This is a genomic window from Pseudomonas bohemica, assembly GCF_002934685.1.
GTDB classification, from domain to species: Bacteria; Pseudomonadota; Gammaproteobacteria; order Pseudomonadales; family Pseudomonadaceae; genus Aquipseudomonas; species Aquipseudomonas bohemica.
On sequence record NZ_NKHL01000110.1, the window covers coordinates 21,425 to 47,406 of the forward strand.

Below are 25,982 nucleotides of genomic sequence, written 5' to 3' on the forward strand. Positions count from 1 at the left end.
GCAGCGGCGCATCGAACGTGGCCGCCGTGTGCCTAAGCCAATGGGCAGAAGCAGCTTTAAGGCTGATCAGCTCGTGCTCCTCTCGGTCTTCATCTCGCATCCGAGACAACGCGTTATCAAAAACAGCCTGGAGGAGGGCGCGCACCTGTCGTCCTGAAAGACCTGATCTGCCGCGCAGCGTAGTGAGCAGGGGTGTCTTTTCCTCCCACTGTGGCAACTCGGGCAGGCCAACGAAACGCCGATAGCGCTTGAGATATTTAGTGACGTACTCGTCTCTAACGGCAATCTTTCCGGCTTTGTTGCCTTTGCCGATGACGTGGTACCACCAATTTCCTTCTTCGTCCTGTCGAAAATCTCCCATGATCGGGTGCCAATTAGGTCTGCCGACGATATCTGAAACCCGAAGGTACATGGCGAAGAGGGTAGCTACGATGAACAGCGTTCGCTCATGACGCTCAGGTTCGGTCAACGCCATCTGTTCAGCGGTTTCCAGAACGTAGTCCCACTGAAGAGGCGTCAATGCGCGATGAGCGCCTTCTTCTTGCGGAGTGCTCCGATTCTGCCCCTTTTTCTTGATCATGCGGAACGGATTGGCAGCAACTGCTCCGTCTTCGACCAGATGTTCGAAAAAACGACTACTGATTGAGTACACCTGATTGATGGTGCCTTGAGACGCTTTGTAGCTCTCGGGTAGTTCCACCCCTGGGTGCTGACCGCAGCTTTCCTTCTCACGACGAGCAGCTTTGGAAGATTTCAGGCTGAAAGGCCTCCATTTGTCGTTCGGCATAACCAGATCGCCCCACGTTGACTCTGTGTGACTGCTGGAGACAAACCGCCCGCGAACAATTGGGCCAATCCAGTCTGCCGGCGGGTTCCGGCAGAACTCAAGGTAGTCCTCGGCGTCTTGACGCTTGAGCTGGCTAAATGGTTTGCGCTTAACAAGCATCGACCATAGGAGCAATCGTTCCACATGTGTGCGGTAAGACGTGAAGGTGAAACTGTTGTCCGAGAATGACCTCAGAAAACTACGCACCGCTAGGTAACCCTTGTGTGCCTCAACCATGGGCTCAAATGAGTCCAGGTAAACTCGAACACACACCATGCCAGGCTCAGGCGAACTAAAGTCTTGATCAATGAAGATCTCATAGGACTCAAATATAGGCCGCGGCAGTTGAGACATTAGAAGGCTTTACCGAGTGATTAGCTTCAGCGAGAAACTTCCAGTATTGGAAGTAACTGGAAGTTAGAAGGGTGTCTTTCATAATCCCGTCCTCGCCATCAGCTGATTAATAGAATGATCGTTTGACAATGCCCGATACTAGTCCTCTCTGTGCTTGCGTGCAACTCCGCTCTTCAAATTCCATGATGCGTACATGATCGATAGAATTCGATCTTAAGTCTTGACTTAAGCTTGCGATCGCACTAGGGAGACAGTCTGAAATATCCGATTTTTCGGTTTAAACGTATATTGTCGCTGGGGTTATTAATTAAAGGCGTTCACTCTATTTTCTGGTATTTCTTATCATATGGTTTTCTTGTTAATTGAGAGTACCAGTTAGGATGTCTGTATCAATCTGTTTTGACTTAAATTGAGTACCGGGATTGCCGGGAGGTGTGGATTGGCTTTGTGGCTCCCCTTAGGGTTAGCTTGCCTGGGCCAAGTCCGGGCGTTGGCTGGCGGCTGGCGGCTGGCGGGGACAGTCTCAGCCCGCGCAGGGCATGTCGACAAGATTGGAGCGGCCGGCCCGAAATCGACCGCAATACCGATGGGCATTTGCCTATGGCCGGCCAGGCCGATTACAGATAAATGTAGCGGGCAATAGAATAGAGCTAATACTTATTTTTCAGTGTGTGGCTGAAAATTATTGCCGACCTAAGTTCTTTACACGGCCTTACGCGTGTTTACGGTCTTGAATTTAGAGCAACTCTCGATGACAACAATTTATTGCAATACCTACAAGTGCTCAACAGACTCTTATTGTGCAGATGTGCCGCAGGTATTTTTTGCAGTGCGAGCAGCTCATGTACTCATCCCATCAGAGAGAATTAGGAAAGAATGAGTTTCTACAGGTTTTTGCAATTTACGTTTCTACAGATTAGTGAACAATGAACATTTCTACAGATTGTTGAAATAATGGCGATTCTACTTGTTGTTGAACAAACAGCCCTTAACTAGCCGGATTCACGGGAACACGCATGTGAATACGACGTGGTTGAGCGGCAATCTTGGGCTAACCCCCAACATTGAGGGAGTAGATTGAGCGTGTCAGTACCTACTGGGCTAACGTTGCGTCGGAGGTGCCGGTGTTAGTACAGAAAAACACCCTGTAGGCCGACACAGCAAGGCCTGCAGGCGCAAGGGCTACCTAGGCATCAATCCAGCCACCGAACCTGCTGACGTTTCTCCTAGTAAATGAAAGGTGGGCGCTTATCGTCGTTTGTGAAAAATTGGCTGCAGGCCACGCAGTCCGGGGCTATCAGGCTATTTTGGGTGAATAGATGAGTGTTCGACCGTTCTCGTAGTTTTTGCAAAAAAGGGCTATGCCGTCAATGGGCGAAAACTCGGACTGAAATCCAATAATCTTCATGTATAACAACGGGATAGCTCGATATTTGGTGTCTACAGGTTTTTGCAAAATCGACGTCCTGTGCAAGCCCGGCAAGAACGCTGGAGGTCACGTCTGACGCGGGGTTCAAGGAAGGCCGGGGTGGTTTTCTACTAGTTTCGCGAACGCTTCACTAGAAGCAGGATGCTAAACCTAGGCGTGTCCAAGCCAAACGATGAGCAGCCAGGTCCAAAAAGATGACGCTATATCATAAATACGTTGCAATATCCGGGTCTGGCATTTATCGGATATTACGTGGGCGGTGCTGATTACTGTGGAGGGCATCCTCAACAGTCGCTAGGTAGTAGGTATTCGGATATCACTTGATCCTGACGGATTTACAGAGCACCTCGGCTGCTGCAGTCTTTCAAGCTTCCGCAGTATCCTGCTCCATGTCGATGCCTCGCGTCTTGACGCGACTGGTGGCTTGGCGATCGAGTTATTGAGCGGCGATCGCTCCGATCACATGAATGCAAGCGTCAGACGATCCCGGGTAGCCTGTCCGAACTCAATGGCTCTCAGTGGCAATCAGCCGGTTCTGGCTCTTACTGTCGGAAACCATGCAAATAGCCAGTTACCGGAAGAGGCAATTTGTGAACATAACCTGTCCCGCATGTAACGGCTCTGGCGAGTGTACCGACGTTGAATGCGGTGAATGTGATGCAACGGGTTTATCTGAGGATATGGAGGATTGTCAGTCGTGCTGCGGCACGGGCGTCCTTAAGCACTCAGTCTGCGGCCTGTGTGGCGGGATGCGTACCGTTGATATGTCTTGGGCTGAGCCAGAGACAGATTAGGATGGCAATGTCGTCTCAATGGGCATGAGAAGATTGCCGTAAATCCCTGAAAAAATTGGCTTGTCATGTTTACCTGCTTTTTTGCCATGTTTAACAGCTGCTCACATCACCGCTCAAGCAACGCTATGGGGCTTCGTATAATGTATATTATGTTAAATACGGCATCTGTCTGAGTCTTCGCTAATTATCTAGCCATATTCGCAGCTACGTGTCCATCGGTTCGGTAGCGAGCCAAATGGTATCGATACGGATCACTGGCGCAGCCAGATTTATCTTTTAACGCTGACACTTTTTCCCGCAACCCCACACAAACCACTTGCACGATCAATCTTATGGTATACCATCATACCAAATACAAACCCCACGAATAATCTGATCAAGAACCCGGGAGCCATTCATGAGTTTTGAAATCCGCAAAATCGTCAGCTACCTCGAAGAGACCCTGATCGAAGGCGGCAAGGCCACCGACACGCCGGTGACCATGGTGGGTCTTGCCGTGGTGATGAAGAACCCCTGGCTGGGCCGCGGTTTCGTAGAAGACCTGAAGCCGGAAATTCGCGCCAACTGCTCCGACCTGGGCGCCTTGATGGTTGAGCGTCTGACCGGTTTGATCGGCGGCGCCGACAAGATTCAGGCCTATGGCAAGGCGGCCGTGGTCGGTGCCGAGGGCGAAATCGAACACGCCTCTGCGGTCATTCACACGCTGCGTTTCGGCAACCACTATCGCGAGGCAGTAAAAGCCAAGAGCTACTTGAGCTTCACCAACAAGCGTGGCGGCCAGGGCACCTCGATCCAGATCCCGATGATGCACAAGGACGACGAGGGTTTGCGTTCGCATTACATCACCCTGGAAATGCACATCGAAGACTCCCCACGCGCCGATGAGATCATTGTCGTGCTGGGCGCTGCCAACGGCGGCCGCCTGCACCCGCGCATCGGCAACCGCTACATGGACCTCGAAGAACTGGCGGCCGAGAAGGCTCAGTGACCCGTTCGACATACTAATAAGGCCTGTGCAGGAGCGATCCATGATTCGGCTCACCGCTGAACGCACCCCGGCCGGCACCAGTTATCTGGCGACCGGCCAAGGCCACCCCGTGGTGTTGATTCACGGGGTCGGCCTGAACAAGGAGATGTGGGGAGGACAGATAGTCGGTCTGTCCCCGCACTATCGAGTCATTGCCTACGACATGCTCGGTCACGGCGCCAGCCCGCGTCCGGATCCCGAGACAGGGCTGCCCGGTTTCGCCGAACAACTGCGCGAGTTGCTGGAGCACCTGGGCCTGCCGAGCGCTACGGTCATCGGTTTTTCCATGGGCGGTCTGGTGGCACGGGCGTTTGCCCTGCACTTCCCGCAGCACCTTTCGGGGATGGTCATCCTCAACAGCGTGTTCAATCGCAGTGCCGAACAGCGCGCCGCGGTCATCGCCCGCACCAGCCAGGCCGCCGAACATGGCCCTGATGCCAATGCTGCGGAGGCACTGTCACGCTGGTTCAGCCGCGAATACCAGGCCGCCAATCCGGCGCAGATCGCTGCGATCCGGCAGATTCTTGCCAGCAATGATCCACAGGGTTATTTGACCACCTATCAACTGTTCGCGACTCAGGACATGTACCGCGCCGACGATCTGGGGCAGATTCGTGCGCCGACACTGATCGCGACCGGTGAGTTGGACCCTGGCTCGACGCCTGACATGGCACGCCAGCTGGCGATGCGCATCCATGGTGCACAGGTGCAGATACTTGCCGAGCAGCGGCATATGATGCCGGTGGAGTCGCCGCGGCTGGTCAACCAGATGCTGCTGGATTTCCTCAAGCATTCAGACGCGCAAAACAATTCGGTAAAGGGGATCGTTGCATGAGTCTCACCCGTTTCCAGATGTGCATCGACGGCCAGTGGGTCGATGCACTGTCCGGCAAGACCTTCGAAAGCCTCAACCCGGCGCTGGCCCAGCCCTGGGCCGAGTTGCCCGACGCCGATGAAGCCGACGTCGAGCGCGCCGTTCAGGCCGCGCAGGCGGCCTTTGAAAATCCGGCCTGGCGCAAACTCACCGCCACTGCCCGCGGCAAATTACTGCGTCGTCTGGGCGATCTGATCGCCGAAAACAAAGAGCATCTGGCACAGCTGGAAAGCCGCGACAACGGCAAGCTGATCCGCGAAACCCGCGGCCAGGTCAGTTATCTGCCAGAGTTTTTCCACTACACCGCAGGCCTGGCCGACAAGCTCGAGGGCGGCACCCTGCCGCTGGACAAGCCCGACCTGTTTGCCTACACGGTGCACGAACCGATGGGCGTGGTGGCCGGCATCATTCCCTGGAACAGCCCGCTGTACCTGACCGCGATCAAGCTCGCCCCGGCCTTGGCCGCTGGCAACACCATCGTGCTCAAGCCTTCTGAACATGCCTCAGCGACCATTCTTGAACTGGCGCGTCTGGCCCTCGAAGCCGGTATTCCGCCGGGGGTGGTCAACGTCGTCACCGGTTTCGGCCCAAGCACCGGTGCCGCCCTCACCCGCCATCCGCTGGTGCGCAAGATCGCCTTCACCGGCGGCGCCGCAACAGCCCGGCATGTGGTGCGCGGCAGTGCCGAGAACTTCGCCAAACTGTCGCTGGAACTGGGCGGCAAATCACCGAACATCATCTTCGCTGACGCCGATCTGGACAGTGCCGTCAACGGCGCAGTCGCCGGGATTTACGCGGCGTCGGGGCAAAGCTGCGTGTCAGGCTCGCGCCTGCTGGTGCAGGACGAAATCTACGACGAGTTCGTCGAGCGTCTGGTGCAACGCGCCCAACGTATCCGCATTGGCAATCCGCAGGACGAAACCAGCGAAATGGGTCCCATGGCCACTGCTCAGCAACTGGCCGTGGTCGAAGGACTTGTGGCCGATGCGCTGGCAGAAGGCGCGCGTCTTCGTACGGGCGGCAAGCGTGCGCAGCTAGACAACGATGGCTGGTACTACGAGCCGACGCTGTTCGAATGCGACCGCAACTCGATGAAGATCATGCAGGAAGAAGTCTTCGGCCCGGTGGCCTCAGTGATCCGTTTCAAGGACGAGGCTGAAGCGCTGGCCATCGCCAACGACTCGCAATTCGGCCTGGCCGCCGGTATCTGGACTCGCGATCTGGGTCGCGCCCATCGCCTGGCTCGCGATGTGCGCTCGGGGATCATCTGGGTCAATACCTATCGCGCCGTGTCGGCCATGGCGCCGATCGGCGGTTTCAAGAACAGCGGCTACGGTCGCGAGAGCGGTATCGATTCGGTACTGGCCTACACAGAGCTTAAAACGGTGTGGATCAACCTCTCGCAAGAACCGATGCCCGACCCTTTCGTGATGCGTTAAGAGGTTTTCGACATGATCGAACCCGGGATTTACAAAGACGTCATGGCGTCATTTCCCTCTGGGGTCACGGTGGTCACCACCCTGGATCCGGACGGCGGCATCGTCGGCATCACCGCCAGCGCGTTCAGCGCGCTGTCGATCGATCCGGCACTGGTGCTGTTCTGCCCCAACTACGCCTCCGACACCTATCCGATTCTGCGTGACAGCAAGCGGTTCGCCATTCATTTGCTGTCGGCCGACCAGACAGCCGAGGCTTACGCTTTTGCCGGGAAAGGCAAGGACAAGGCAAAGGGCATCGAGTGGCATCTGAGTGAACTGGGTAACCCGCTGCTGGCAAAGGCCACTGCCATCATCGAGTGCGAACTGTGGCGCGAGTATGACGGCGGCGATCACGCCATCATCGTCGGCGCAGTGCAAAACCTGATCCTGCCTGAGGTGCCGGTTACGCCGATGGTCTATCACCGGGGCAAACTGGGACCTTTACCGGTTCTGGCGTGAAATTCGCTGATAGAGAGTTGAAATCAGGCCCATCCCGGCGATGGGCTTGCTGGTTGGCGGCACACAGCGTGGTAAACTGCGCAACGTTTTGGCCCTAGGGTCACCCCAGTCAACTACATGGCTGCCTGAAATGACTGCGCGCTCGATCATCAAGCCGCTTTTTTCGCATGGACAGCCATCTTCAGAGCGGACCCCATGAAACGCCTGCCACTCGACGACAGCTTCAAGGTCAATCGCAACCCCGTCACCCTGCGGGAAATCGTGCTGGACAAACTGCGCAGCGCGATCATGAACTTCCAACTGCTGCCCGGCGATCGCCTGGTCGAACGCGACCTCTGTGATCGCCTCGGTGTCAGCCGCACTTCCGTACGCGAAGCCCTGCGCCACCTGGAATCCGAAGGTCTGGTGGAATTCGCCGACGCCAAGGGCCCGCGCGTCGCCATCATCACCCTTGAAGACGCCTGTGACATCTATGAGCTGCGCTGCGTGCTCGAAGGGCTGATCGTTCAACTGTTCACCCTGCGCGCCAAGGCCAAGGACATTCGAGCCCTGGAAAAAGCCCTGAACGAGAACAGCAAGGCGCTGGAAGAAGGCGAGCTGCAGCAGGTGCTTGATTCGGTGCAGAGCTTCTACGACGTGCTGCTCGAAGGTTCGGGCAACCACGTTGCCGCCACTCAGCTGCGCCAGTTGCAGGCACGCATCAGTTATCTGCGCGCGACCTCCGTTTCTCAGGAAAACCGTCGCGGCGCGAGCAATCGGGAAATGGAAAAAATCGTTGCGGCGATCAAAAGCGGTGACCCGCTGGCTGCGCATCAGGCTTCGGTCGATCACGTACGCAGTGCGGCCAAGGTTGCGCTGGATTACCTCAAATCCAAACAGGACGATGGCACCAAAGTGCGCGATATCGTCGAACCCGTGGTTCTGAAGGAACCGCGCATAGGACGCTGACATGCCCGCCCCGCGCTTTTGTCCGCAATGTGGCAGCACTGACCTCGCTCAGCGCACTCCTGACGGAGATACCCATCAGCGGCTGATGTGCGGAGCATGTCAGTACATCCACTACGTCAACCCGAAGATCATCGCCGGCTGCATCATCGAGCGCGAGGGCAAGTATCTGCTCTGCCAGCGCGCCATCGCGCCGCGTCCCGGCACGTGGACCTTGCCGGCGGGTTTTATGGAAGCGGGCGAAACCACCGAGCAGGCGGCATTGCGCGAGGTCTGGGAAGAAAGCGGCGTGCGCGCCGAGATCATCTCGCCCTACTCTGTCTTCAGCGTCCCGCAGATCAGCGAGGTGTACATCGTCTTTCGCGCCATCGCGCTTGAGGTCACCGACCAGTTCGGCCCGGAGACCCTGGGCTGCAAGTTCTTCGACCCTGAAGACATCCCGTGGGACAGCATTTACTACCCCGCCATCCGACAGATTCTGGAACGCTACATCGCCGAGCGACAGGCCGGGGTGTATGGGATTTATGTGGGCAATGACGATGCCGGGAAGATCCATTTCATTCGGTGAGATGCCAAACATCGCCAGCGACCAGACAGTCACGCACCGAAGGTCGAACACAGGCTCTTTGTGGGAGTGAGCTTGCTCACGAATGCAGTGGATCAGGACTGACCCGACGCCTTCGTGAGCAAGCTCACTCTCACAGAATCAGCGCATGGCCGATGTCATGCGAACCATCAAGCAACCCGCGCCCTACCCCGCAAACGCCTCGACAATCACGATCTCCGCATGGGCAACGCCCTTTCTGTGGCTTATCGCTTCCTGATACTGGGCCGAGTGATAACAGGCCAGCGCCTGCTCATAGGAGTCAAACTCGATGATCACGGTGCGCTGCGGGGTCTTCCTGCCTTCGAGTGCTTCGGCGCGGCCACCGCGTGCGAGAAACTTTCCACCGTATTTGGCAAACGCCGCAGGGCCGCGCTGGGTGTATTCGGCGTATTGCGTCGGGTCAGTGATGTCTACGTGGGCAATCCAGTAAGCCTTCATCGCACTCTCGCTTTTTCTCAATGATGTGATTTCAAATCAGCCAAATCTGTGAAATATTCTGTCTTATGGTATACCGCAATTCTTCCATGATAAAACAGAGAATCCCAGTATGGCGTTCGACCGCATTGAAGACATCATCGAAGATTACCGCCACGGCAAGATGGTCCTCCTGGTTGATGATGAAGACCGGGAGAATGAAGGCGACCTGCTGCTCGCGGCCGACCGCTGCACCCCGCAGGCCATCAGCTTCATGGCCAACGAAGCACGCGGCTTGATTTGTCTGACGTTGACTGACGAACGCTGCCAGCGCCTGGGCCTTGAGCAGATGGTGCCAAGTAATGGCAGCGTGTTCTCCACCGCTTTCACGGTGTCCATCGAAGCAGCGACTGGCGTCACGACCGGCATCTCTGCTGCTGACCGCGCTCGCACCGTTCAGGCCGCCGTCGCTACTGACGCCAAGCCTGACGATCTCGTTCAGCCTGGCCATATTTTCCCGCTCCGCGCCCGCGAAGGTGGCGTATTGAGCCGGGCCGGTCATACCGAAGCCGGTTGCGATCTCGCCCGCCTGGCCGGATTCACGCCCGCCTCGGTGATCGTGGAGGTGATGAACGACGACGGGAGCATGGCCCGGCGGCCCGATTTGGAACGCTTCGCCGAGAAACACGGAATCCGCATCGGCACCATCGCCGACCTGATTCACTACCGCTTGAGCACCGAACACACCATCGTGCGCATCGGCGAACGCGAGCTGCCGACGGTTCATGGCACTTTGCGCCTTATCAGTTACGAAGACCGCATCGAGGGCGGTGTGCACATGGCCATGGTGATGGGCGAGGTGCGCCGCGACGAGCCAACGCTGGTGCGCGTGCATGTGGTCGACCCGCTGCGTGATCTGGTTGGCGCCGAGTACAACGGCCCGGCCAACTGGACGCTCTGGGCCGCCCTGCAAAAGGTCGCCGAACAGGGGCGCGGCGTCGTTGTGGTGCTGGCCAATCACGAGTCGTCCCAGGCGCTGCTCGAACGCATCCCGCAACTGATTCAACCCCCGCGCCGATACACCCGTTCCCAGTCACGAATTTATTCGGAAGTCGGCACCGGGGCGCAAATCCTGCAAGACATTGGCGTCGGCAAACTGCGTCACCTGGGCCCGCCGCTCAAGTACGCGGGGCTGACTGGATATGATCTGGAAGTGGTTGAAAGCATTCCATTTCCCGGTTGAAAAACCGCCCCGCCCCTGGCTCTTCCGCTTCACCGGTCAATCGGCGTTTGGCCCCGTAAATACGGGGCCGGGCCTCACAAATAATTTAAAAATACGCGTCATTCAAAACGGCAAAGTGCTTGCAGAAAGTTTGGAATACCATAATATGACATTCCGTAGGCCGAAGCATTTTCAGTCAGATGCGCCCGTAAGGGACAGCACAAACAACAGCCTCTGACCGGCCCCGATTTTCAGATCCAATGGATCCACTGCTCCCGACAGGTGGGCAATAAAGGCCCGCTCAAAAACACAACAAATGAGGGCGTGAAAATGGTGTTGATTCAACGTGCAACAGCGGTTCTGACAGCAGGTGTGTTGGCGCTCTCATGTCACGCGGCAATGGCGGCGGACAGCGTCAATTTCGTCAGCTGGGGCGGTTCTACTCAGGATGCACAAAAGCAGGCCTGGGCGGATTCGTTCAGCAAAAGTTCGGGCACAGCCGTTGTGCAGGATGGCCCGACCGACTATGGCAAACTCAAGGCCATGGTCGAGAGCGGCAACGTGCAGTGGGATGTGGTGGATGTCGAAGCCGACTTCGCTCTGCGTGCTGCCAGCGAAGGCTTGCTCGAACCCCTCGATTTCAGCGTGATCAAGAAAGATCGCATCGATTCGCGCTTTGTCGCGGATCACGGCGTCGGTTCTTTCTACTTCTCCTTCGTGCTCGGCTACAACGAAAGCAAACTCGGCAAAGCCAAGCCCGATGACTGGACGGCCCTGTTCGACACCAAAACCTTCCCTGGCAAACGCGCGCTGTACAAATGGCCAAGCCCTGGCGTACTGGAACTGGCCCTGCTGGCTGACGGCGTACCGGCCGACAAGCTCTATCCGCTGGACCTGGACCGGGCCTTCAAGAAACTCGACACCATCAAGAAAGATATCGTCTGGTGGGGCGGCGGCGCCCAGTCGCAGCAACTGCTGGCCTCCGGTGAAGCTTCGCTCGGCCAGTTCTGGAACGGTCGGGTCTACGCCCTGCAACAAGACGCAGCGCCAGTGGGTGTGAGCTGGAAGCAGAACCTGGTCATGGCCGACTTCCTGGTGGTGCCAAAAGGTGCGAAGAACAAGGACGCCGCGATGAAGCTGATCGCCGAAGCCTCCAGTGCCAGGGGGCAGGCTGATTTCTCCAACCTCACCGCTTATGCCCCGGTCAATCTGGACAGCGTGCAGCGCCTGGATTCAACCCTCGCGCCGAACCTGCCTACCGCCTACGCCGAGGATCAAATCACTCTCGACTTCGCGTACTGGGCCAAGAATGGACCGGACATCGCGACACGGTGGAACGAATGGCTGGTCAAGTAAAAATGACGGCCATTGCGTCCCGTCAATCCAAGCCGGTCGGTGGTGCGCCCAGCACCGCCGGCACGGCACCCGCTCAGGTCGTGACGATCAAGCAGACGGTTGTGTTGTCACAGCGCTGGAAAGGCAGCCGCAACCTGTTCCCCGCCCTGATTTTCCTCGGCCTGTTCTTCTTTGCGCCCTTGATCGGCCTGCTGCTGCGCGGCGTGCTCGAACCGACGCCGGGCCTTGGCAACTACGAGCAACTGTTCGCCAACTCCGCCTACGCCCGCGTGCTGTTCAACACCTTTTCGGTGGCAGGCCTGGTGACGTTGTTCAGTCTGTTGCTGGGCTTCCCGCTAGCCTGGGCCATTACCCTGGTGCCTCGCGGCTGGGGCCGCTGGATGCTCAACATCGTATTGCTGTCGATGTGGACCAGCCTGCTGGCGCGCACTTACTCCTGGCTGGTGTTGCTGCAGGCTTCCGGGGTGATCAACAAGACGCTGATGGCGATGGGCATCATCGATCAGCCGCTGGAGATGGTGCATAACCTGACCGGCGTGGTGATCGGTATGAGCTACATCATGATCCCGTTCATTGTGCTGCCCTTGCAGGCCACCATGGCCGCCATCGACCCGATGGTGTTGCAGGCGGGTTCCATCTGCGGCGCCAGCCCATGGACCAACTTCTTCAAGGTGTTCCTGCCGCTGTGTCGCTCGGGGCTGTTTTCGGGCGGATTGATGGTCTTCGTCATGTCCCTCGGCTACTACGTCACCCCGGCCCTGCTCGGCGGCGCGCAGGACATGATGCTGCCGGAGTTCATCGTTCAGCAGGTGCAGTCGTTCCTCAACTGGGGCCTGGCCAGTGCGGCCGCAGCGTTGCTGATCGCGATCACCCTGGTGCTGTTCTATTTCTACCTCAAGCTGCAGCCGGAATCCCCGGTCGGCGCCAATAACACGAGGTAACCGCCATGCTCCTGACACCTAATGCCATGAGCCCGCGCCTGCGCTGGGGGCTGTACTCGGTCACCGGGCTGATCGCGCTGTTTCTGCTGCTGCCGATCGTCTTCATCGTGCTGCTGTCGTTCGGCTCCTCCCAGTGGCTGGTGTTTCCGCCACCTGGCTGGACCCTGAAGTGGTATCAGCAGTTCTTCAATAATCCGGAATGGATGGCTGCTGCCTTCGCCAGCCTGAAAGTCGCCGTATTGACGACGATCTTCGCCGTGGCACTGGGGCTACCGACCGCGTTTGCGCTGGTGCGCGGACGCTTCCCCGGACGTGACATGCTGTACGGCATTTTCACCCTTCCGATGATCGTGCCACTGGTGATCATCGCGGTGGCGGTGTACGCGCTGTTCCTCAAGCTGGGCTACACCGGCACGCTGTTCTCGTTCGTGGTCAGCCACGTGATCGTTGCGCTGCCGTTCACCATCATCTCGATCATCAACTCGCTCAAGCTGTTCGATCAGTCCATCGAGGACGCTGCGGTGATCTGCGGCGCGTCGCGAATCCAGGCGGTATTCAAGGTGACCTTCCCCGGCATTCGCCCGGGTATGGTGGCCGGCGCGCTGTTCGCCTTTCTGGTCTCGTGGGACGAGGTGGTACTCAGCGTGATGATGGCAAGCCCGAACCTGCAGACGCTGCCCGTCAAGATGTGGACCACCCTGCGCCAGGACCTGACCCCGGTCATTGCCGTCGCCTCGACGCTGCTGATCGCCCTGTCGGTGCTGGTCATGTTTATCGCCGCGACCCTGCGTCGCCGCAACGAAGCGAGGATGCCTTCATGAGTGCCGTGATCAAAGACGTTGCACAACAACCCCAGACGCTGGTCTGCCTGCGCAACCTGAACAAGCATTACGGCGACTTCGCTGCGGTGGACAATATCTCGCTGGACATCCAGGACGGCGAGTTCCTGACCTTCCTCGGATCCAGCGGCTCGGGCAAGAGCACCACGCTGTCGATGCTGGCAGGTTTCGAAACGCCAAGCTCCGGCGAAATTCTGGTGTCCGGCAAATCCCTGGTGAACGTGCCGCCACACAAGCGCGACATCGGCATGGTCTTCCAGCGTTATTCGCTGTTCCCGCATCTGTCGGTGCGCGACAACATCGCCTTCCCGCTGGCCATCCGCAAACTGGCGGCGGCCGAGCGCAACAAACGCGTCGATGCCATGCTCAAGCTGGTGCAGTTGGATCAGTTTGCCCACCGCCGCCCTTCGCAACTTTCCGGTGGCCAGCAGCAGCGTGTCGCCATCGCCCGGGCGCTGGTCTATGAGCCACGCATTCTGCTGATGGACGAACCCCTCGGCGCGCTGGACAAGAAACTGCGCGAGGACCTGCAGGATGAGCTGCGTCAGCTGCATCGTCGGCTGGGCATCACCATCGTCTATGTGACCCACGATCAGGAAGAGGCCATGCGCCTGTCTCAGCGCATCGCGATTTTCAGCCACGGCAAAATCGTCGGTCTGGGCAGCGGTTACGACCTGTATCAGAACCCGCCGAACGCTTTCGTTGCGTCGTTCCTGGGCAACTCCAACTTCCTCAGGCTCAAGGCGCAGGGTAATGCAGTGGCGACGTTCGAAGGGCAATTGCTGTCGATTCGATTGACTGCCGGCCTGCAAACCGGTCAGGACACGCTGCTGATGATTCGCCCGGAAAAGGCGCAGGCGCTCAGCGTCGAACAGGCCGCAGCCCAACCTTTGCAGACGGGCTGGAACGAAGTCAGCGCCAAAGTTGGCGAAGTGTTGTTTCTCGGCGAGAGCCAGACCTGCGCAGTGCTGACACAGGGTGGGACGGCAATGACGGTCAAGGCGCTGTCTGCTGCTGGCATGCCGCTGAAGACCGGCGAACAGGTGCGCGTCCGCTGGGCCACGGCCGATGCGTGTGTGTATACGCAATGGGCCGAAAGTGACCTGAACAAGGCGGCTGGGGCGCATTGATCATCGAAGTTGCGGGTATTGATTCTGCCTAACGGCAGCACTGCTTCGCCTTCGGCCCGTTACCTGGAAAAGCACCCCAAGTAATCAAGGTGCTTGCTGCCGACTTGGTCCGACTCGTCGGATACTCACACTCCGACGAGGCTCCGTGGGCCCGCACCTAACGGACATCCATGTCCTAGCGCGTGCGACCCACAAACCTGTGGGAGTGAGCTTGCTCACGAAGGGGCCGGTACATTCACATGACATCCACCGCCTGAAAGTCAGTCTTCGTGAGCAAGCTCACTCCCACAGTTACTGCACTAACCTGCTATCCCAATCCCAATCCCCGCGCTTTCGCTGCGCAGATCAAGGCCGACGTGCCAACCCCAAGCCGTCCGCAAGAGATCTGATCATCGTCTGTAAATGGCTTTACGCCTGTGCCGACATGCAGCTGCTGAAAATCGATGGCGACAGCACTTTCGTTTACCTGACCACCGACCTGCCATGGCCCGCCGACACCCGCGACATGGTGCCGCGAGTGCAGACCGAACAGATCGAGGATGGAAGCGTGATACGGCATTTGAGCGCAGTGATCGGCATGGAACCGGTGGTCCCGGGGCTGATTCGTGTCGAGCAGTTGCAAGGTGTGTGGCAGATGGTGCCCAAGGGCGAGCGGGAAACCGAGGTGACTTACCAGCTGCACGCCGAGCCCGCCGCAAACATCCCGTCGTGGCTGGCGAACCGCTTCGTGATCGACGCGCCGACGGTGACGCTCAAGAGGTTACGCGCCGTGGCCGAACGCCAAGGCGGCATTCGGCGGATGTGCAGCGCAGACCTTGATGCCAAGCGCCTACGCCTTGGGCAGAATCACAAGCAGGCCTACTCCGCGTACCCCAACCGCGCCGCCTTGGCTCGCGCACCCTGCCCCCGCGTGGCCAGACAGTAATACAACGGGCAGGTCACCAGCAGCCCCACGAGCCAGGACAGGTCAACGCCCTCCAGGTAATTCGCATACGGCCCGACATACAGCGAGGTATTGGCAAACGGCAGCTGCACGATGATGCCGATGAAATACGCAATGATCGCATGGGGGTTGACGCGTCCGTAGATACCGCCATCGGCGCGAAAGATCGAGGCGATGTCATAGCTGCCGCGCTTGATCAGGTAGAAATCGATGAGGTTGATCGACGCCCATGGCACCAGCACGATCAGCAGGGTCAGGATCAGGCCGATGAACTGCGAAATAAAGTCGCTGGAGGCGCCAACTGCGGTTACGCAGCAGCCCGCCAGAATCACGGTCGCCAGCGCCACGCGCACCTTGATGCTCGGTGTCCAGTCGCCCGCGAAGGTCTGAATCGAAGTGACGATCGAAAGCACCGCGCCATACAGATTCAGCGCGTTGTGGCTAATGATATTGAGTAGAAACAGCAGCATCAGAATCGGCCCGAGAAACCCGGTGGCCTGCTTCACCGCAACCATCGCCTCGGTGCCTTCAGGTGTCGCCAACACCGCCACCGCGCCGAAACTGAACGACAGAATCGTGCCCATTGTCGCGCCGAAATAGGTAGCCCAGAACGGCTTGGCGATGCCGATATCGCACGGCAGGTAACGCGCGTAGTCCGACACGTATGGCGAGAAGCTGATCTGCCAGATGATCCCCAGGCAAATCGTCGCCAGCCAGCCGGAAAGGTTGAAGCTGCCGCGACTGAAGAAATCCAGCGGCAGGTGCTGGCTGAAGATCATGATGAACCCGGCCAGCAGCGCCGCGCCCATCACCCAGGTGCCAATGCGGTTGAGGGTATGAATGAAGCGGTAACCGATCACCCCAATGGCCGTGGCGCTCAGCGCGCCGATTACAATGCCCGCCGGCATCGGCACAGCAGGCAGCATGCCGTGAATAGACTGCCCGGCCAGTACGATGTTGGAGATAAAGAAGCCGACGTAGATCAGCGCCGCGAAGAACACGATCAGCAACGCGCCATAGCGACCGAACTGCCCACGGCTCTGGACCATCTGCGGAATACCCATGCGTGGCCCTTGCGCCGAGGCCAGGGCAATCACCACCCCGCCGATCATGTGACCAAGGGCAATGGCGATGAGGCCCCAGAGTAGATTCAAGTGGAACACCTGAACCACCATCGCCCCGGTCACGATGGGCAATGGCGCGATATTGGTGCTGAACCACAGCGTGAACAGGTCCCGTGCCTTGCCATGGCGTTCGGCCAAGGGCACGTAGTCGACGGTGTGATTTTCAATGAGCGGAGCTGCTTTGCAGTCGTGGGAATCGGAAGTAGTCATCGTTTCGCCTGAATTCTTGTCGTTGTGCGCAGCTAAAACCATGAAGCGCTGGCGGTCGCGGAGACCTCACTGCGCTTTTTCAATGTCGTAGACACTTCCCTGCAGTCACGAGCGACATAACCATATTATGGTATGCCAACAATTTACAACCGTCTGATTGTGCTTTTCTGATCGATTGCAAGGGTCAGACAGTGACTGAAAAACCGGTTCAGCGCTGTCTGTAACGCCGTTCTACATGGGGTGCAGGCTTCGTTATCGATCATCTGAAGCGACCCGCAAAATAGAAAAAATGCTTGCACGATTAGTATTACGGTATACCATCAGACACACAAAACTAATCACCTTCGGCCTGACCGCAGAGGTAGCAAAATGATCGACGCAAACGCTTATAAGAACGTCATGGGCTCCTTCCCTTCCGGCGTAACCGTGATCACCACGCTCCATGACGATGGCGAAGTGGTCGGCCTGACCGCCAGCGCTTTCAGCTCACTGTCGATGGATCCGCCGCTGGTGCTGTTTTGCCCCAACTACAGTTCAGATTCATATCCGACGCTCATCAAGAACAAGCGCTTCGCCATTCACCTGCTTTCCGGCACCCAGCAGAGCGAGGCCTATGCTTTCGCCCGCAAAGGCAAGGACAAGGCCGCCGGTATCGAATGGACCTTGAGCGAGCTGGGCAACCCGCTGCTCGCCAATGCAAGTGCGATCATTGAATGCGAGTTGTGGCGCGAATACGAAGGCGGCGACCACGCGATCATGGTCGGCGCGGTAAAAAACCTGATCCTGCCAGCGCAGCCCGCCGGCCCGCTGGTGTATTGCCGCGGGAAGATGGGCGCCCTGCCCGCTTTCGCGTGAGCCTCCTGTACTTGATGACCGACAATACGAAGTATTACGGTATACCGAAAACGCCCGACCGTTTTACAGCGGACGGTAAGAAAAATCCGAGGAAAGCGTCATGAAATTTTCGTTGTTCGTACACATGGAACGCTGGGACGAGTCAGTCAGCCACCGCCAACTGTTCGAGGACTTGACCGAACTGACGCTGATGGCCGAGCAAGGCGGCTTCAGCACCGTCTGGATCGGCGAGCACCACGCCATGGAATACACCATTTCACCAAGCCCGATGCCATTGCTCGCTTACCTGGCTGCGAAGACCACCACCATTCACCTGGGCGCCGGCACCATCATTGCGCCGTTCTGGCACCCGCTGCGGGTCGCCGGTGAATGCGCGCTGCTGGATGTGATCAGCAATGGCCGCATGGAAGTGGGCCTGGCACGGGGCGCGTATCAGGTCGAGTTCGATCGCATGGCTGGCGGCATGCCGGCTTCTGCCGGTGGCCAGGCGTTGCGCGAGATGGTTCCGGTGGTCAAGGCGCTGTGGCAAGGCGACTACGCCCACGACGGCGAAATCTGGAAATTCCCCACGTCTACCAGCGTGCCGAAACCGATCAAGACCCCGCCGATGTGGATCGCCGCCCGCGACCCGGACTCGCATAATTTCGCAGTAAAAAACGGCTGCAACGTGATGGTCACGCCATTAATGAAGGGCGACGAGGAAGTCGTCGATTTGAAGAACAAGTTCGAAGCCGCGCTAGCCAACAACCCTGACGTGCCGCGCCCGCAACTGATGGTCCTGCGCCACACCCACGTGCATGCGGACAATGATCCTGAAGGCTGGAAAATCGGCGCCAAGGCGATCTCGAAGTTCTACCGCACTTTCGATGCCTGGTTCGGCAACAAGACCACGCCGGTCAATGGCTTCCTCGCGCCAAGCCCGGAAGAGAAATTCGCGGAGCGTCCGGAGTTCGCACTGGAAAGCCTGCACAAGACCGCGATGATTGGCACACCGGAAGAAATCATTCCGCGCATTAAGTACTACCAGGAACTGGGCGTCGACGAATTCAGCTTCTGGTGCGACAACAGCCTGCCCCATGCCGAGAAGAAGAAATCGCTGGAGCTGTTTATCAAGCACGTTGTCCCATCTTTCCGTTGATTTGGCTTTTGTAGGAGCGCGCTTGCCCGCGATGCGTCAGCCCAGTCACTGCGAGGTCGACTGGCTCACCGCAATCGCGGGCAAGCGCGTTCCTACAGGCTGTCGCGCAACTCAGTGGTTATAAGCGCTCTCATTGTGCTCAGCCAGATCCAGTCCCATCTCCTCCACATGCTCGTCAGCGCGCAAGCCGATCACGGCCTTGATCACCTTGAGGATGATCCAGCTGATCGCGAAGCAGTACACCGTGGTGAACAGCACGCCTTTGATCTGCGCGACGACTTGACCACCCAAGGTCACGTCTTCCACCAGACCGCCCAGCGAAGGCACGCAGAACACGCCCGTAAGCACTGCGCCGATCATGCCACCAATGCCGTGCAGGCCGAACACGTCGAGGCTATCGTCATAACCGAAACGCTTCTTCAGCACGGTCACGCTCAGATAGCAGAACACACCGCACAGCAAGCCGATCGCCAAGGCGCCGCCGACGCCGACGTACGCACACGCCGGGGTGATGCCGACCAGCCCCGCCAACGCACCACTGGCCAGCCCCAACGCGCTGGGTTTGCCGACCTTGAACCACTCAGTGAACATCCAACCCAGAATGCCAGCGCAAGCGCCCAGTTGGGTATTGAGCATGACAATCCCGGACAGCCCATTCAGCCCGCCGCCCGAACCAATGTTGAAACCGAACCAACCCACCCAGAGCATCGCCGCACCGGTCATGGTCAGGCTCAAGTTATGCGCAGGCATCGGCGCGTTTTCGTAGCCTTTGCGCTTGCCCAGCATCAGACACGCCGCCAGTGCTGCCACGCCTGCGTTGATGTGCACCGCCGTACCACCGGCAAAATCCAGCACACCCCAGTTGTGCATCAACGCGCCCGCTCCACCCCAGACCATATGGGCTACCGGGGCGTAAACCAGGGTGAACCAGACGGCCATGAACAGCAACGCCGCCGAGAACTTCATGCGTTCTGCGAAAGCACCGGCGATCAGCGCCGGCGTGATGATCGCGAAGGTCATCTGGAAGGTCACGAACACGCCTTCAGGGATATCGCCCACCAGGCTCTCAGGCGTCATGCCCGCCAGAAATGCGCGACTCAACCCGCCGACGAAGCTGTTGAAGCTGACCTGCCCTTCGACCATGTTGGTGGTGTCTACCACCATGCTGTAGCCGTAGATCACCCACAACACACCCACCAGCCCTGCCACGCCGAAGCATTGAGTGAATAACGAAAGCATGTTCTTGGCCCGCACGAGACCGCCATAAAACAGTGCAAGGCCCGGCAGACACATGAACAGTACCAGCACCGCTGCCGTGACCATCCAGGCGGTGCAGCCAGTGTTAAGTGTCGGGGCCTCGGCCGCATGGGCCAGGGGAACGAATGCGCCGAGCGCCCCGAACGCAGAGACAGACGCGAGAAGAGATTTGCCGGGAAGACGGTTAACCATTTTCGAAGCTCCTGCAATGAATGGAAAATTGTCTGGCAGAAAGCGATGTGATGAAGCCTCGGGCTTTGCTGGCCTCTTTTTAATTCGATGAACGTGATCCCGTGCAGGAGCGCGCCTGGTCTGGGCTGCATCCGGACGACTGCGATATGTCTAAACAAAGGGTTGTCTGACACGACACTATCGTTCGAATACTGCCCAGACCAGGCGCGCTCCTACAGGCTGTGGCGCCTGTCAGTACTGCGAACCCGGAATCCACGACGTCCCTGCCAGTGGCACCCGGGCCATGGCCGCCGACTCCACGGTCAAGGCCACCAGATCCTCGGGGTCGAGGTTGTGCAGGTGCGACTTGCCGCAGGCGCGGGCCATGGTTTGCGCTTCCAGCACCAACACACGCAAATAGTTGGCCAACCTGCGGCCACCCTCGACCGGGTCCAGGCGCTTGGACAGCTCCGGATCCTGGGTGGTAATGCCTGCCGGGTCGCGACCGTTCTGCCAGTCATCATAGAAACCTGCCGCAGAGCCGATCTTCTTCAACTCTTGATCCAGACGCGGATGGTTGTCACCCAGCGCAATCAACGCCGCCGTCCCGATAGCCACGGCGTCAGCGCCCAATGCCATTGCTTTGGCCACATCGGCACCGTTGCGAATGCCACCCGAGACAATCAGCTGCACCTTGCGATGCATGCCCATCTCCTGGAGTGCCTGAACCGCCTGCGGAATGGCCGGAAGAATCGGGATGCCGACGTGCTCGATGAACACTTCCTGGGTCGCGGCAGTACCGCCCTGCATGCCATCGAGCACGATCACATCAGCGCCAGCCTTCACCGCCAGCTTGACGTCGTAGTACGGGCGACTGGCGCCGATCTTCACGTAGATCGGTTTTTCCCAATCAGTGATTTCGCGGATTTCGGCAATCTTGATCGCCAGATCGTCCGGCCCGGTCCAGTCCGGGTGACGGCAAGCCGAGCGCTGATCCACGCCAATCGGCAAGGTGCGCATACCCGCCACGCGTTCAGTCACTTTCATCCCCAGCAGCATGCCGCCGCCACCCGGTTTGGCGCCCTGCCCCAGCACGATCTCGATAGCATCGGCCTTGCGCAAATCGTCCGGATTCATGCCGTAACGCGACGGCAGGTACTGATAGACCAGATGCTGCGACTGACCGCGCTCTTCCGGGGTCATGCCGCCGTCGCCGGTTGTAGTGCTGGTGCCCGCGATGGTCGCGCCGCGGCCCAGGGCTTCCTTGGCGTTGGCCGACAACGCGCCGAAGCTCATGCCGGCGATGGTCACCGGGATCTTCAGGTGAATCGGTTTTTTGGCGAAGCGGTTGCCGAGGATCACGTCGGTGCCGCATTTCTCGCGATAACCCTCCAGCGGATAACGGGAAACGCTGGCGCCGAGGAGTAACAAATCGTCGAAGTGCGGCAACTTGCGCTTGGTGCCGCCGCCGCGAATGTCATAGATACCGGTTTCCGCGGCGCGCTGGATCTCCTGGATCGTCAGGCGATCGAAGGTGGCCGACTCGCGCAGGACGGGTGGGGCTTTCGGACTGTTGGAATCGCTCATGTTCTTGCTCCTGAATCAGTACGCGGAGGCGTTATCGACTTTGAAGTTGTACAGCTGACGGGCAGAGCCATAGCGCTTGAAGTCCGAGGCTTTCTCATTGAAACCGGCGCGATTGAGCAGTTCTTGCAGTTCCTCGAGGTGCTCGGCGCGCATCTCCTTGGCGATGCAGTCCGAGCCCAGCGACTCAACCTTGCCTTTGACGTAGATGCGGGTTTCGTACAGCGAATCGCCCAGCGCATCGCCCGCGTCGCCGCACACCACCAAACGCCCGGCCTGGCCCATGAAGCAGCTCATGTGACCGATGCTGCCGCCCACCACGATGTCGATGCCCTTCATGGAAATCCCGCAACGGGCACCGGCATCGCCTTCGATCACCAGCAAACCGCCGTGGGCCGTGGCACCGGCCGCCTGCGAAGCGCTGCCCTTGACCCGCACATAACCGGACATCATGTTTTCGGCGCAGCCCACGCCGACGTTGCCATGCACGGTGACCGAGGCTTTCTGGTTCATACCCGCGCAGTAGTAACCGGCGTGTCCCTGGATATCGACGGACACCGCTTCGTTAACGCCGACAGCCAGGTTATGGGCGCCGTTGGGATGGGTCACCACCCACTCGCGCTCTTCGAGATTCTTGACTTGATCGTGCAGCGCCTGATTGAGATCACGCACGCTGGCAGTGGAAAGATCGATGGTTTTCATGTGCGAGCTCCTCGTTCCCAGATGTACAGGGTGGCGGGAACGGGTTCCCAGACTTTGGCCTTCTCGATGCCCGGCAGGCTCGATAGCGCCTGATACTCGGAGGCCATGGCGACGTAATCGTCGGTTTCGGCGAGGATGGCCGGTTTGCAGGCAATCGGATCGCGGATCACGGCAAAACCATTGCGCGTGCCGATAGCGAAGGTGAAGAAACCATCCAGCGCTTGCAGCGAACTGTCCAGCGCGGTCTTCAGCGAATCGCCCTGTTGCAGACGCCAGGCCAGGTAGCCGGCGGCGACTTCGGTGTCGTTCTCCGTGTCGAAATTGATCCCTTCGCGGCGCAGTTCCTGACGCAAACGGAAGTGGTTGGACAACGAGCCGTTGTGCACCAGGCACAGGTCGGCGCCAGTGGAAAACGGGTGGCTGCCTTCCATGGTCACGGCGCTTTCAGTGGCCATACGGGTGTGGCCGATGATGTGGCTGCCCGTCATGCTGCCCAGGCCAAAACGCTTGGAAATCTCTTTGGGCAGGCCCATGCCCTTGAGAATTTCGATGCTCTTGCCAGCGCTCATGATGCGCACGGTCGGCGCCAATTCACCCAGCGCGGCGCGCACGACGGCTTCTTCAGCCTTGATCTTCAGGACGATGGCGCTGGCGTTCTGGAACCAGTCCAAAGGCGCAGCAATCTTGCTTTCCAGCGCAGCGATCAGCGCTTTGAAGTCGTAGTTTTCAGTGGTTGCCTGCAAGGTCAGCTTGACCCAGCCGTCGCCCACTTCATCGCCATAGAGAGCAAATCCTGCGCTGTCCGGACCGCGATCGGTCATGGCTTCGAGCATCGGCTCGAAGAGCTTGCCGAGCTGAGATTCCAGCGCCGGGTTTTTCAGATACAAACCAACGATTCCGCACATTGAGGCAGTCCTCACTTCGTTCGGGAGCTACGAGCTGCAAGCTGTCCCGGTTGATTGAAAATCTTGTATTCGCCGCCGAGTCGCCATTTCTTTGGGCTTGCGGCTGCTTTCAAAAGAATTCTGTGTAGCGCTTGATCTCCCAGTCGCTCACATGGCGGCTGTATTCGACCCACTCCATGCGCTTGAGCTTAAGGAATTCGCCAACGATCTCGTTGCCCAGCACTTCGGCGAACAACGGGTCGGCTTCCAGCGCATCGCAGGCTTCCTTGAGCGATTGCGGCAGCGTTTTGATGCCGCGCGCGGCAATCTCTTCCAGGCTCAATTTGTAGAGGTTCTCGTTGCAGACGTTGTCGATCTCCAGCTTGCGGTCGATGCCGTCCAGGCCCGCTGCGATGATCGCGGCGCTGACCAGATACGGGTTGCAACCGGCGTCCGGCAGGCGGAATTCGAGGCGGCCGTAAGGCACGCGAACCATGGCCGAGCGATTGTTGGAGCCGAAGGCGATGAAGGCTGGCGCCCAGGTCGCGCCGGACAAAGAGTTGCCGACGACGAGGCGTTTGTAGGAGTTGACCGTCGGCGCGGCGAAGGCACACAGCGCCGGGCCGTGGGCGAGCAGACCTGCCGCGAAGTGATAGGCCATTTTCGACAGGCCCATGCCACTCGGGTCGCTGGCGTCGTGGAACAGGTTCTTGTTGGCGGCGCTGGCGATGGACAGGTGGAAGTGCATGCCGTTGCCCGCACGTTTCGGGTCAGGCTTGGGCATGAATGAGCAGATCATGCCCATGTCGTTGGCGATCTCGCCGGCAGCCATGCGAAAGAAAGTAAAACGGTCGGCCGACTCCATCGCATCGCTGTAGGTGTAATTGATCTCGAACTGGCCGTTGGCGTCTTCGTGGTCGATCTGATAGATGTCGAAACCAACCGGTTGCAGCGCTTCGGTCAGGCGCTCGAGAAATTCGCGGGAGCGCGACAGACCTTTGTAGTCGTAGCATGGCTTGTCCAGCGAATCGCTGCCGTCGACCAGTTGCAGCGCACCTGCGGCGTCGCGCTTGAACAGGCTGAATTCAGGTTCCAGGCCGGTATTGAGGGTCCAGCCACGGTCGCTCAGACGCTGGACTTGCCTATGCAGCACGTAACGACTGTCGTACGGCCATGGCTTGCCCTCGACGTGACCGATGCACACGACGCGGCCATAACCCTTTTGCCATGGCACCGGTGTCAGCGACGACAGATCGCCCTTGGCCATGAAGTCCGGCCCGTGGGGCTCCATGCCCATGCCGCAGATGGCGAAACCAGCGAAACCGGCCCCGTCTTCAGCGACCATTTCCAGGCCCGACACCGGTACCGATTTGGTCTTGGACGAACCATGGATATCGACGAACTGGGCCAGCACGTATTTGATTCCGTGCTCCTCGATCAGCCGCTGTGTTTCGGGTGGCAACATGAGCGTTCACTCCTGGAGAAAGGCAAAACGTTGAGGTTAAGAACCGCAGTTTCGCTGCCTGGGCGGAGGTTATTCCGATCAGGAAACTTACTTTCCCATCAGGAATGCAAGTGCCTTGCCAGTTTGGTATGCCAGGAATCAGATTCACGCCACAGCGGAATTTGCGCTGTATATATGTGAAACTCGTTTTCACTGTGAGAATAATCCGCTGCTGACCTGACAGCCGGAAGGCAAATCGCACATTCCTGGTGCGAATTTAAAATTATTGAACGGAAACCGTGCAGAACCGATGAATACGCCTGAAGAACACCAGCCGAAGTTGAAACTCGAGCAATATCTGGGCATTCAGATCAAACGCCAGCGCCAGGCGCAAGAACTGAAACTGGCCGACGTCGCGCGCATTGCCGGGATCAGCCAGGGCATGTTGAGCAAAATCGAAAACGCCCAGGTCTCCACCAGCCTGGATAACCTGAGCCGTTTGTGCGACGTGCTGGGCATGCCCATGTCCAAGCTGTTCAGTCAGTACGATCAGCAAGGCAGCAGCGCCCTGCTGGTCAAGCATGACGAAGGTCTTGAGGTGGTACGCCGCGGCACCGAGAAAGGCCACACCTACCACCTGCTGAACCACACCCGCGGGCCGAAGAAGAGTTTCGAGGCTTACATGGTGACCATGGACGACGCGAGCGAGGAGTTCCCGACCTTCTCCCACCCCGGCACCGAGTTTCTGCATTTGCTGGAAGGCGAGCTGGTATACCGCCACGGCAATCAGCTGTACCACATGGAGGCGGGCGACAGCCTGACGTTCGACGGCGATATCCCTCATGGTCCGGAGGAATTGGTGCAGGTGCCGATCCGCTTGTTGTCGATCATGAATTACGGTGCGCAGGGGGAGTAAAAAACACGCAAGCCCCCTTCAGAACCTGTCGGCGGCACAAATCCTGTGGGAGTGGACTT

General features: G+C 58.6%; 22 protein-coding genes and 1 pseudogene. 15 read left to right on the forward strand and 8 right to left on the reverse strand.

Annotated elements, in window-relative coordinates; genetic code table 11:
* A partial coding sequence (locus CE491_RS15660; protein WP_407681345.1) for a tyrosine-type recombinase/integrase occupies nt 1-787 on the reverse strand: 787 nt, incomplete at its 3' end.
* A 3,013-nt stretch (nt 788-3,800) separates the two neighbouring features.
* On the opposite strand from CE491_RS15660, the gene CE491_RS15665 reads away from it, so the two are divergent.
* The 6 genes from CE491_RS15665 to CE491_RS15690 all read left to right on the forward strand — a co-directional run bounded on the left by CE491_RS15665 (nt 3,801) and on the right by CE491_RS15690 (nt 8,754).
* Nucleotides 3,801-4,391 carry an amino acid synthesis family protein gene (locus CE491_RS15665; protein WP_110949234.1) on the forward strand — a complete coding sequence of 197 codons (591 nt, stop codon included), beginning with the start codon at nt 3,801-3,803 and terminating at the stop codon, nt 4,389-4,391.
* Between the two features lie 40 nt (nt 4,392-4,431).
* Nucleotides 4,432-5,265, forward strand: a complete 834-nt coding sequence (locus tag CE491_RS15670) for an alpha/beta fold hydrolase (RefSeq protein WP_110949235.1) — start codon at nt 4,432-4,434, stop codon at nt 5,263-5,265.
* On the forward strand, nt 5,262-6,743 hold the full coding sequence (locus tag CE491_RS15675; RefSeq protein WP_110949236.1) for an aldehyde dehydrogenase: 1,482 nt from the start codon (nt 5,262-5,264) through the stop codon (nt 6,741-6,743). The genes CE491_RS15670 and CE491_RS15675 overlap by 4 nt, the downstream gene beginning before the upstream one ends.
* Nucleotides 6,744-6,755: 12 nt before the next feature.
* On the forward strand, nt 6,756-7,241 hold the full coding sequence (locus tag CE491_RS15680; RefSeq protein WP_110949237.1) for a flavin reductase family protein: 486 nt from the start codon (nt 6,756-6,758) through the stop codon (nt 7,239-7,241).
* A gap of 195 nt (nt 7,242-7,436) precedes the next feature.
* Nucleotides 7,437-8,189 carry a GntR family transcriptional regulator gene (locus CE491_RS15685; protein ID WP_110949238.1) on the forward strand — a complete coding sequence of 251 codons (753 nt, stop codon included), beginning with the start codon at nt 7,437-7,439 and terminating at the stop codon, nt 8,187-8,189.
* Between the two features lies 1 nt (nt 8,190).
* Nucleotides 8,191-8,754, forward strand: a complete 564-nt coding sequence (locus tag CE491_RS15690) for an NUDIX hydrolase (RefSeq protein WP_110949239.1) — start codon at nt 8,191-8,193, stop codon at nt 8,752-8,754.
* 183 nt (nt 8,755-8,937) lie between these two features.
* Here the strand turns inward: CE491_RS15690 and CE491_RS15695 are convergent, their stop codons facing one another.
* Nucleotides 8,938-9,231 (reverse strand): DUF1330 domain-containing protein, encoded by a 294-nt coding sequence (locus CE491_RS15695; RefSeq protein WP_110949240.1) that lies wholly within the window; start codon nt 9,229-9,231, stop codon nt 8,938-8,940.
* A 109-nt stretch (nt 9,232-9,340) separates the two neighbouring features.
* Here CE491_RS15695 and ribBA point away from each other — a divergent pair, with 109 nt between their 5' ends.
* The 6 genes and pseudogenes from ribBA to CE491_RS15725 all read left to right on the forward strand — a co-directional run.
* Nucleotides 9,341-10,450, forward strand: a complete 1,110-nt coding sequence (gene ribBA, locus CE491_RS15700; RefSeq protein WP_110949241.1) for a bifunctional 3,4-dihydroxy-2-butanone-4-phosphate synthase/GTP cyclohydrolase II — start codon at nt 9,341-9,343, stop codon at nt 10,448-10,450.
* A gap of 309 nt (nt 10,451-10,759) precedes the next feature.
* Nucleotides 10,760-11,785: a polyamine ABC transporter substrate-binding protein gene (locus CE491_RS15705; protein ID WP_110949242.1), complete on the forward strand. Its 1,026-nt coding sequence runs from the start codon at nt 10,760-10,762 to the stop codon at nt 11,783-11,785.
* Complete coding sequence (locus CE491_RS15710) at nt 11,770-12,726, forward strand: ABC transporter permease (RefSeq protein WP_110949243.1); 957 nt, start codon at nt 11,770-11,772, stop codon at nt 12,724-12,726. Before CE491_RS15705 ends, CE491_RS15710 begins: the two co-directional genes overlap by 16 nt.
* A 5-nt stretch (nt 12,727-12,731) precedes the next feature.
* Complete coding sequence (locus CE491_RS15715) at nt 12,732-13,547, forward strand: ABC transporter permease (protein ID WP_110949244.1); 816 nt, start codon at nt 12,732-12,734, stop codon at nt 13,545-13,547.
* A complete protein-coding gene (locus tag CE491_RS15720; RefSeq protein ID WP_110949245.1) occupies nt 13,544-14,695 on the forward strand; it encodes an ABC transporter ATP-binding protein in 1,152 nt (383 codons plus the stop codon). The genes CE491_RS15715 and CE491_RS15720 overlap by 4 nt, the downstream gene beginning before the upstream one ends.
* A 382-nt stretch (nt 14,696-15,077) precedes the next feature.
* Nucleotides 15,078-15,479: pseudogene (locus CE491_RS15725) on the forward strand (START domain-containing protein); the annotation flags it as partial.
* A 74-nt stretch (nt 15,480-15,553) separates the two neighbouring features.
* Here the strand turns inward: CE491_RS15725 and CE491_RS15730 are convergent.
* On the reverse strand, nt 15,554-16,972 hold the full coding sequence (locus CE491_RS15730; protein WP_110949247.1) for a purine-cytosine permease family protein: 1,419 nt from the start codon (nt 16,970-16,972) through the stop codon (nt 15,554-15,556).
* Between the two features lie 369 nt (nt 16,973-17,341).
* On the opposite strand from CE491_RS15730, the gene CE491_RS15735 reads away from it, so the two are divergent.
* Entirely contained in the window at nt 17,342-17,827 is a 486-nt protein-coding gene (locus CE491_RS15735; protein ID WP_110949248.1) for a flavin reductase family protein, read from the forward strand.
* Nucleotides 17,828-17,927: 100 nt separating this feature from the next.
* Nucleotides 17,928-18,965, forward strand: a complete 1,038-nt coding sequence (locus CE491_RS15740; RefSeq protein ID WP_110949249.1) for an LLM class flavin-dependent oxidoreductase — start codon at nt 17,928-17,930, stop codon at nt 18,963-18,965.
* A 111-nt stretch (nt 18,966-19,076) separates the two neighbouring features.
* Here the strand turns inward: CE491_RS15740 and CE491_RS15745 are convergent, their stop codons facing one another.
* The 5 genes from CE491_RS15745 to glnT form a co-directional block, all read right to left on the reverse strand.
* On the reverse strand, nt 19,077-20,414 hold the full coding sequence (locus CE491_RS15745; protein ID WP_110949250.1) for an ammonium transporter: 1,338 nt from the start codon (nt 20,412-20,414) through the stop codon (nt 19,077-19,079).
* Between the two features lie 231 nt (nt 20,415-20,645).
* On the reverse strand, nt 20,646-21,980 hold the full coding sequence (locus CE491_RS15750; protein ID WP_110949251.1) for an FMN-binding glutamate synthase family protein: 1,335 nt from the start codon (nt 21,978-21,980) through the stop codon (nt 20,646-20,648).
* A 15-nt stretch (nt 21,981-21,995) separates the two neighbouring features.
* Entirely contained in the window at nt 21,996-22,679 is a 684-nt protein-coding gene (locus tag CE491_RS15755; RefSeq protein WP_110949252.1) for a GltB/FmdC/FwdC-like GXGXG domain-containing protein, read from the reverse strand.
* Nucleotides 22,676-23,584, reverse strand: a complete 909-nt coding sequence (locus tag CE491_RS15760; protein WP_110949253.1) for a class II glutamine amidotransferase — start codon at nt 23,582-23,584, stop codon at nt 22,676-22,678. The genes CE491_RS15755 and CE491_RS15760 overlap by 4 nt, the downstream gene beginning before the upstream one ends.
* Before the next feature lie 109 nt (nt 23,585-23,693).
* A complete protein-coding gene (gene glnT, locus CE491_RS15765; protein WP_110949254.1) occupies nt 23,694-25,028 on the reverse strand; it encodes a type III glutamate--ammonia ligase in 1,335 nt (444 codons plus the stop codon).
* A 289-nt stretch (nt 25,029-25,317) separates the two neighbouring features.
* Between glnT and CE491_RS15770 the strand changes: the two genes are divergently transcribed.
* The gene (locus tag CE491_RS15770) at nt 25,318-25,923 is read left to right on the forward strand and encodes a helix-turn-helix domain-containing protein (protein WP_110949255.1); all 606 of its coding nucleotides are present in this window, start codon (nt 25,318-25,320) and stop codon (nt 25,921-25,923) included.
* The last annotated feature ends 59 nt before the right edge of the window (nt 25,924-25,982 follow it).

Coding starts and splice junctions, on each gene's coding strand:
- CE491_RS15760 (WP_110949253.1), bottom strand. CDS start 23,584: ATGTGCGGAATCGTTGGTTTGTATCTGAAAAACCCGGCGCTGGAATCT.
- CE491_RS15695 (WP_110949240.1), bottom strand. CDS start 9,231: ATGAAGGCTTACTGGATTGCCCACGTAGACATCACTGACCCGACGCAA.
- glnT (WP_110949254.1), bottom strand. CDS start 25,028: ATGTTGCCACCCGAAACACAGCGGCTGATCGAGGAGCACGGAATCAAA.
- CE491_RS15670 (WP_110949235.1), top strand. CDS start 4,432: ATGATTCGGCTCACCGCTGAACGCACCCCGGCCGGCACCAGTTATCTG.
- CE491_RS15740 (WP_110949249.1), top strand. CDS start 17,928: ATGAAATTTTCGTTGTTCGTACACATGGAACGCTGGGACGAGTCAGTC.
- CE491_RS15705 (WP_110949242.1), top strand. CDS start 10,760: ATGGTGTTGATTCAACGTGCAACAGCGGTTCTGACAGCAGGTGTGTTG.
- CE491_RS15750 (WP_110949251.1), bottom strand. CDS start 21,980: ATGAGCGATTCCAACAGTCCGAAAGCCCCACCCGTCCTGCGCGAGTCG.
- CE491_RS15745 (WP_110949250.1), bottom strand. CDS start 20,414: ATGGTTAACCGTCTTCCCGGCAAATCTCTTCTCGCGTCTGTCTCTGCG.
- ribBA (WP_110949241.1), top strand. CDS start 9,341: ATGGCGTTCGACCGCATTGAAGACATCATCGAAGATTACCGCCACGGC.
- CE491_RS15720 (WP_110949245.1), top strand. CDS start 13,544: ATGAGTGCCGTGATCAAAGACGTTGCACAACAACCCCAGACGCTGGTC.
- CE491_RS15730 (WP_110949247.1), bottom strand. CDS start 16,972: ATGACTACTTCCGATTCCCACGACTGCAAAGCAGCTCCGCTCATTGAA.
- CE491_RS15755 (WP_110949252.1), bottom strand. CDS start 22,679: ATGAAAACCATCGATCTTTCCACTGCCAGCGTGCGTGATCTCAATCAG.
- CE491_RS15690 (WP_110949239.1), top strand. CDS start 8,191: ATGCCCGCCCCGCGCTTTTGTCCGCAATGTGGCAGCACTGACCTCGCT.
- CE491_RS15665 (WP_110949234.1), top strand. CDS start 3,801: ATGAGTTTTGAAATCCGCAAAATCGTCAGCTACCTCGAAGAGACCCTG.
- CE491_RS15680 (WP_110949237.1), top strand. CDS start 6,756: ATGATCGAACCCGGGATTTACAAAGACGTCATGGCGTCATTTCCCTCT.
- CE491_RS15710 (WP_110949243.1), top strand. CDS start 11,770: ATGGCTGGTCAAGTAAAAATGACGGCCATTGCGTCCCGTCAATCCAAG.
- CE491_RS15715 (WP_110949244.1), top strand. CDS start 12,732: ATGCTCCTGACACCTAATGCCATGAGCCCGCGCCTGCGCTGGGGGCTG.
- CE491_RS15770 (WP_110949255.1), top strand. CDS start 25,318: ATGAATACGCCTGAAGAACACCAGCCGAAGTTGAAACTCGAGCAATAT.
- CE491_RS15685 (WP_110949238.1), top strand. CDS start 7,437: ATGAAACGCCTGCCACTCGACGACAGCTTCAAGGTCAATCGCAACCCC.
- CE491_RS15675 (WP_110949236.1), top strand. CDS start 5,262: ATGAGTCTCACCCGTTTCCAGATGTGCATCGACGGCCAGTGGGTCGAT.
- CE491_RS15735 (WP_110949248.1), top strand. CDS start 17,342: ATGATCGACGCAAACGCTTATAAGAACGTCATGGGCTCCTTCCCTTCC.